This is a genomic window from Streptomyces vulcanius, assembly GCF_042653945.1.
GTDB classification, from domain to species: Bacteria; Actinomycetota; Actinomycetes; order Streptomycetales; family Streptomycetaceae; genus Streptomyces; species Streptomyces mangrovi.
On the sequence record NZ_JBHSFK010000095.1, the window covers coordinates 1 to 5,832 of the forward strand.

Annotated in this window: 6 protein-coding genes and 1 pseudogene; all 7 read right to left on the reverse strand. The window is 67.7% G+C overall.

Features of this window, described 5'->3' with window-relative positions:
• Positions 1-123 precede the first annotated feature (123 nt).
• Complete coding sequence (locus tag ACFPIH_RS55930; RefSeq protein ID WP_381187964.1) at positions 124-462, reverse strand: WD40 repeat domain-containing protein; 339 nt, start codon at positions 460-462, stop codon at positions 124-126.
• A complete protein-coding gene (locus ACFPIH_RS55935) occupies positions 463-1,314 on the reverse strand; it encodes a WD40 repeat domain-containing protein (RefSeq protein ID WP_381187967.1) in 852 nt (283 codons plus the stop codon). It lies immediately after the preceding gene.
• Positions 1,314-2,252 carry an oxidoreductase gene (locus tag ACFPIH_RS55940; protein ID WP_381187970.1) on the reverse strand — a complete coding sequence of 313 codons (939 nt, stop codon included), beginning with the start codon at positions 2,250-2,252 and terminating at the stop codon, positions 1,314-1,316. The genes ACFPIH_RS55935 and ACFPIH_RS55940 overlap by 1 nt, the downstream gene beginning before the upstream one ends.
• 190 nt (positions 2,253-2,442) lie before the next feature.
• A complete protein-coding gene (locus ACFPIH_RS55945) occupies positions 2,443-4,077 on the reverse strand; it encodes a tannase/feruloyl esterase family alpha/beta hydrolase (protein WP_381187976.1) in 1,635 nt (544 codons plus the stop codon).
• A gap of 35 nt (positions 4,078-4,112) precedes the next feature.
• On the reverse strand, positions 4,113-4,325 hold the full coding sequence (locus ACFPIH_RS55950; RefSeq protein WP_381187979.1) for a hypothetical protein: 213 nt from the start codon (positions 4,323-4,325) through the stop codon (positions 4,113-4,115).
• Between the two features lie 52 nt (positions 4,326-4,377).
• Positions 4,378-4,434 (reverse strand): annotated as a pseudogene (locus ACFPIH_RS55955) (hypothetical protein); the annotation flags it as partial.
• Positions 4,435-4,514: 80 nt separating this feature from the next.
• Positions 4,515-5,405: a helix-turn-helix transcriptional regulator gene (locus ACFPIH_RS55960; RefSeq protein WP_381187973.1), complete on the reverse strand. Its 891-nt coding sequence runs from the start codon at positions 5,403-5,405 to the stop codon at positions 4,515-4,517.
• Between the last annotated feature and the right edge of the window lie 427 nt (positions 5,406-5,832).

Here is a 5,832-nt window from a genome sequence, read left to right on the forward strand (position 1 = left end):
GCGGCCGCCCCGTCGCAGCCCGCGGTATGAGGGGAGCGAGTAACTCCCACTCCTGGTCAGTGAGTTCATGACGGCGTATCACCTCATCATGATCCACCATTCGATGATCTTTGAAGACGGACCCTAGGGGTGGGAGGAACAGACGGGGCCTGCTGACTGGTCTGCGAGATAGGCGGTCCGTTCCTGCGAGGTCAGGTCCCGGTTGACGGCTTGGCAGATCTTCCGGATTGCTTCGGAGGGTTCAGGGAGGGCTACATTCCACAGATGCACCGTCTTGTCGCCGCTGCCCGAGGCGAGGATACGGCCGTCCGGACTGAACGCAACTGAAGTCACCTCCTCGGCGTGCTGCCCGATCAAGGTCATGCGGCTTTTGCCGGTGTCGGCGTCCCACAGACCCGTGGTCCAACCAGAGTCGGCGGTGGCGAGGGTACGGCCGTCGGGGCTGAACGCGACGGAGGGCACCTAAGCGGTGTGCCCGGCGAGCTTGGCGCGGGGTTTGCCGGTGGCGGCATCCCACAGCCGCGCGGTGCCATCTGCGCCGGCGGTGGCGACGGTATGGCCGTCAGGGCTGAACACGACGGAGAACACCGTGTCGGTGTGCCCGGTCAGGGGGGTGCGGGGTTTGCCAGTGTCGGCATCCCACAGCCACGCGCTATAGGAACTTCCGGTGGCGATGGTGGCGCCGTCAGGACTGAACGCCACCGAGTTCACCTCGCCGGAAAGCCCTCTGAGCCTGGTGCGGGTTTTGCCGCTGTCGGTATCCCAAACGCGCACGGTGCCGTCGGAACTCCCGGTGGCGAGGGTGTGACTTTTGGAGCTGAACGCCACCGAGTTCACTGCATCGGAGTGCCCGAGCAGACGCCGGCCCGGGGGGAGGTACGCGTCGGTGCGCAGGCTTGCGAGGGCCTCGGGCGTGCGGCTGGTGCGGTATGCCTGGACGGCCAGCAGTGAGGACAGATCAGGGTTAACGTTGATCAGCGTCCCGGACTCGGTGGCGAGCCGCCGGGAAAGGGCCGCCGCCCGTTGAGCGACAGCCGTCTGCCACTGCCAGAGCGCCCCCGCGCCGGCAAGCAGCGCGAGGACCAGCAACGTGGCCAGAACGGTGATCACACGTCTGCGCCGCTGGGCGATCGCCTCCTGGCGCTGTCGGCTCGCAGTGAGGAAGCCCGCGATGTCGTCCGGCAGACCATGCTCCCGTGACAGATCGATGCCCTCCGCAAGAGCCGTACCCGCGAGCAGGTCTCCCGGGTACCTCGGGGTGGGCGTGCGCAGGGCGGCGCGTACGGCCGCCGACCGGTCCGTCGGGGCCGCCATCAGGCGGTGCTCGAGGTACGAGGGTCGATCGCGACGCCGGTCTCGCGCTCGGAGACCTGCCACAGCTTGGCGATGGCGCTCTCCATCCCGATCCTGCGCAGGACCGGCTTGCGCACCGGCGCTCCGTTGTTGACGAACAGTGGGCCGTAGAACTCGCCGCCCTTCGCGGCCGGGTCGGTGGCGGCGCGCAGTTGGGGCAGCGCGCCACCATCGGCGGACATGCCGGTGTACCGGGCCAAGATGTGGAAGAACCGCTGCGACGCGCCGCCGCCCGACTGCTGGACGCTGACCGACTGCAGGTCGGTGTCGGACAGGCCGGGGTGCGCGATCAGACTGGTCGTGTTCGCACCGGCCTGCTCCAGCTCGCGTTGCAGACCCAGGCCGAAGTGGAAGTTCGCAAGCTTGGCCTGGCCGTAGGCGCGCCACGGCCCGTAGTTGTCCTCCAGGTGCGGGTTGGCGACGTCGACGGCACGACCCGTGTGGTGCGCGGTGCTGGTGACCGTCACGACCCGGGACCCGGGCGTGCGCAGCAGCGCGGGCAGCAGCAGCGCGGTGAGTGTCCAGTGGCCCAGGTGGTCGACGCCGAACTGCATCTCGAAGCCGTCCACCGTCCTGGTCTGGGGGATGCCCATTACACCCGCGTTGTTGACCAGCAGGTGGAGGCGGGGGTGCGCGCCCAGGATCTGGGTCGCGGCCTCGCGTACCGAAGCCTGCGTGGACAGGTCCAGCGTCACCAGTTCCAAGGACGCGTCCGGCACGCTCGCACGGATCTGCTCGACCGCGTCGACGGCCTTCTGCCGGTTGCGTACCGCCATGACGACGTGCGCGCCCTTCGCTGCGAGCTCGCGGGCGGTCACCAGTCCGAGCCCGCCGTTGGCACCGGTCACCACGGCCGTCCGGCCGTGCTGGTCCGGGATGTCAGTAGTGGTCCACGCCATCTCACATACCTCCGAATGAATGTTCGTTTTATTTGATCGTTCCAGGGGGCGAGACCCGTGCCTCGCCGCCCTCATCCGTACCATTGGCGGCCTCGCCGGACACTCCGGTTCAAGTGCCCCTCAGGCGTGGGTGTTGTGGGCCGGGACGGTGGCCCGGCCCACAACACCGAGCTACGTGTGCACGACGAGATCAGTGCGTGTAGCCGGCCGCGCAGTGGTAGTTACGTGCGTTCGCGGTGTCGCCGTGACCCTTGTAGCGGGCGACCAGCGGGTACGCGCACAGCCTCCTGGTCACGGTCGTCTTCTGGGTGTCGGGATCGGTGAGTGTGGCGGGGAGGGTCGCCGGTGCGCGGCCGTGCTCGACCCAGTTCACGACTGCCGCCAGCGGATCACTGGGGATCGGTCCTGCGGCGTTGGCGCAATGGCCGGCGCCAGGGGCGAGGAAGAGGCGGGCGAAGGAGTTCGTTGCTCTGGCTCCGCCGTTGGCCTGCTGGACGCGCTGGTAGTAGGAGACCGTTCCCTGGGAGCTGATCAGTGGGTCGGCCTGCCCATGCCACAGCACGAGCTTCCCACCGTTGTTCCGGAAGGCGGAAACATCCGGATCGTCCGTGGAGAAAGCGGGGAACTCCTTGACCGACTGGTCGATGAGCTGGACGAACTTGTCATAGGTGAGCGTGTGCCAGTCCCAGTCCGGGTTGCGCTGGACCCAGCTGCCGAGCCAGTCCAGACCAACGGAGAACGGCTGTCCACTCAAGGCCCCATTGGCAGCAGTGGTCACTGCGAGATAGGACAACGGGGCGCCCCGCTCGAGGCCGTACCCCAGGAATCGTCCGTTCACCTTCGGTCCCTGCCAGATCTTGGCAATGACGGCGGCGTCCTTGGGCGTGATGGTGCCGCACGCAGTCTTGGCGCCGATGAGGCTGTTCGGGTTCCAGCGGCAGTCGGCCGGGGCGCCGATCACGCCGTCGGCGACGCCGTCGAGACGGTCGCAGGCCTTCACCACGGCATTTGTGAACGCTTCCTGCTTGCAGGTGGGCAGCAGGTGGTTGGCTTCCTTCATGACCAGTTGAGGCCAGATCAGCGAAGGCAGCACCTGGGGCTGATTGACGGCCGGAGCACCCGAGGTGATGCCGTCGTAGTCCTTCGGGTACCGCTGGGCCTCCATGAGTCCCATACGGCCGCCCATGGAGCAGCCGTTGAAGTAGGAGTAGGCGGGCTTCTTGGCGTAGTAGGCGTTGGTGACGGCCTTGCCGGTCACGGTCATCTCGTGGATGCCGGTCGAGGCGAAGGTGGTCAGCAGCGGCTGGTCGAGGGTGAGGTCGGGCTTGAGGACCCACTTGCCGTCGAGCCACGAGTTGTCGTGACCGCAGTTGGTGGACGCGCTGGCGTAGCCGGTCGTCACGCCGGTGGCCATGAGGCCGTAGTTGATGCCGCAGGAGAAACCACCGCCGCCGGCGCCCTGGAAGCGGCCGTTCCAGCGCTCGGGCAGCCACATCTTGATGGTGATGCGGTTGTTCGCCGTGTCGGTGCGGGTGAGAGTGACATCGCAGTAGGCGGGCAGGTCGGTGAACGGACCACCGAACTGGGATTCTGTGCCGGGCGCGGGCGCGAACGTCCCCGTCGTGTTGAGTTCCGCGCGATCGACAGTCACCCCGTCGATGTTCAGGGACGACCGCAGGCCGTCCGTGGAACAACCGGCCGGATCGGGCGGGGGCGCGGCCTGAGCGGCTTGCGCACCACCGCTCAGCGAGACAAGGAGAGCGAGTGCGCCCAACAGCGTCGGCACCAGCCGGCGCCGTCTGCGGTGGGACTTGGCTTTGATCATGATGATCTCCCAGGTGCTGCTGCGTTGTGTGGTGTTCAGGCTTGGGCGGCGGGGAGCAGAAGGCTCTCGTTGATGGCGAGGCGCTGTTTGGGCCGCTCCACGGCGAAGACGATCACTTCGGCGATGTCGCCCACGGTGACGGTCGCCTGGCTGTAGAGCTGTTCCGCGACGGCCTTCGCCTGCCCATGGGCGATGCGGGTGGGAGTTCCCTCGCGACCGCGCCGGGCTCGATGACACAGACCGGACATCGGGCAGCACCTCGTGCCGCAGCGATTCCGACCATCCGTGGAAGCCCATTTGGGCCGCGGCGTACACGCCGTTGCCGGCACGGGCCGAGCGGCCAGCGACGGAGGACATGTTGACGATGTCGCCACCGTCACCGTTGCGGATCCGGTCGAGGTATGGTCGGTCTACGGCGAGCCGGGATACGCCGACGGCTAGGACGGGCGCTGCTCCTGCGACTGGTCTCGTTCCCGCTCGGCGGGTGTGGATGCCCAGCTGGCGAGCAGGTCGAGTGCGTGCTGGGAGTTCGAACCCGGCTCGGCGGTGAAGATGACCAGCGTCAGTCCGGCGTCGGCGGTCAGCTCCAGCCCCTCGTAGGCCAGGTCCAGGTCACCGACCACCGGATGGTGCAGCCGCTTGATGCCCGTACGGTGGTGCCGCACGTCGTGCGCCGCCCATCGCGTGCGAAACTCCTCACTGCGGGTGGACAGCTCCCCGATGAGATCACTCAGCGCCCTGTCATAGGGGTTCTTACCTACCTCTGTGCGCAGCACCGCCACGATCTCGCGGGCGGTGTCATCCCAGTCACGGAAGTAGTCGGCCGCCCGCGAGCTCAGGAACCGGAACCGCGCGATATTGGCCGGCCGGGCAGGATCGTCGAACAAGGGCGAATTCAACGCCCGGCCCAGGCGGTTGGTCCCCACGATGTCGCAGCGGCCATTGCCCACCCAGGCGGGGGAGAACTGACTGTCCAGGATCTGCTGGATCACCGGGCGCATCCGCTGTGCGGCCGGACGGCGTCGCACCACCGCGCCGGTATTGGCCACCCGGGCCAGGTCGAACAAGTGCGTCCGCTCGGCCTCGTCCAACAGCAATGCACGGGCGACGGCATCCAGCACGCCCTCGGAGGCACCGCCCACGTTGCCGCGCTCCATCTGGGTGTAGTACTCCACCGACACCCCAGCCAGCTGGGCGACCTCGCTGCGGCGAAGGCCCGTGACCCGGCGGGGGCGGGCGCCACCGGAAGCGGCAAGGCCCACCTGCTCAGGAGTGACCTTGCCACGGCGAGAGACCAGGAAGTCTCGAACCTCACTGCGGTTGTCCATGCCCTTGAGGCTACGAGCCCGCCCACGTCCTAGGGAGACGCTGCGAGTAACCCCCTCGCGCACAGTTGCCCAGCACGGGCGGTCGTGTCGCATGCATGCGGTCGACTTCAATCACATCGTCGGCCTCCGTGTTGACGGCTTCCTCCACGGCCCGCGACCCAGCGGGGGACCTGCACACCTTCGCCGGCCCTGACCGACTCGCCGAACGCCTGGTCGGGCGACTGCTTCTGGAGGCCGCCAGACCGGGCATCGTCAAAGCCATCGCCGCGCAAGCCGACGAGCCCGAGGGTGGATTGGCTAAGAGGTCGTTTTCATCTGTCTCGTCCGCAAATAGTCTGCTTCTTGTCGTGCAGGGGTGCGGTACGGAAGAGGTACCCGCTGCGGTTGGGGCATGAGGGTCGGGTGATGTGTCGTGTGGGGTGGGATA